1 protein-coding gene and 1 pseudogene are annotated in these 1070 nt (G+C 56.1%); both read left to right on the top strand.

What is annotated here, in order from left to right; translation table 11 throughout:
- A pseudogene (locus tag D7V92_RS21880) lies at positions 1 to 719 on the top strand (transcriptional regulator); the annotation flags it as partial.
- Between the two features lie 19 nt (positions 720 to 738).
- A partial coding sequence (locus D7V92_RS21875; protein WP_154398246.1) for a hypothetical protein occupies positions 739 to 1070 on the top strand: 332 nt, incomplete at its 3' end.

Below are 1070 nucleotides of genomic sequence, written 5' to 3'. Positions count from 1 at the left end.
CGGATCGTGAGATGGAGACCTTACGTTGGGTCGCGGCGTCTTACTCCAACGAGCTTCCGGTGTACGTGCCTGATAGTAGCCACCTGTTGAAAGGCGACCGTGTGCGTATCACCTCCGGCCCGTTTGCCGACATGGAGGCCGAGGGGGTGGTACAGCCGGGCGGTGGCCATAAGGACGTGATGGTGCGTATCCTCGATTGCATGTGGGTTCCTTTGTTCGAGGTGAGGCGAGGCGAGTATGAGTTGATCGAGTTGAACACGGGGGGCAAGCACGCCTATACCCATTTGGACAACGACCGTCTGTCGGAAGGCTTGCACGATGCCTTGGGGCGTTACCATGCCTCCGGCGTCGTAGTGGATGAGGATGCCCGTCTGGCCCGTGAGGTCCTGCGTGGCTACGCCTCTCTCCGTGCTGAGACCGACGTGATCCGTTGCAAGCTTTACTCTTTGCTCCTTCCTGCCTATCTGCTTTTGGGCGAGTCGGATGAGTTCGATCGTTTGCGCTCCACGATGCGCAGCATGCTCCCGGTGATAAAAGCGGGGCAATCCCGTGCCTTGTTGCTGGTCACGCTGTACGGCTGTACGGACAGCAGCCTCTATCAGCGCATGGCGCACGAGTTGGTTGACCCTTGGATGGAGGAGGCTTCTCCCAAGAAGAGCAAGGCCGTGTTGATACGTCGTTTACGGGATTACGACCGTTGGTTCGGACATCAAGAGTAAATCCGCAAGAATAAGCAAGATGGAAATCAAAGATAAGAGAGAAAAAGAGGAGGTTCCCTCCGGCATCCGTTTGATGCTATTGCTGAAAGAACGTTTGGTGGAGATCATGGATCGTGAGCGTGCGAACCAAAACTCAATACACCTGTATTGCACGGGGCCCTACTGGGTAGCGTTCGAGTGTTCGGCCTATCAGTTGTATCGTGCATTTCCGGATAGCGAGACCACTCCGTTGCGCCTGTTCGCCTACCCGTTCCCGATCGTGATGGTGTCCGTAACGGATCGCTCGCTCCGCTCGTACGCCCGCAAACATATCTTGAGAAGAGACGAGTCGGATTACAAGCTATTGACCGT

It is taken from the genome of Parabacteroides sp. CH2-D42-20, from assembly GCF_003670185.1.
Lineage (GTDB): Bacteria > Bacteroidota > Bacteroidia > Bacteroidales > Tannerellaceae > Parabacteroides > Parabacteroides distasonis.
Note: the sequence above shows the minus strand (reverse complement) of the source record. Positions and strands in the feature narration are given on the sequence as shown.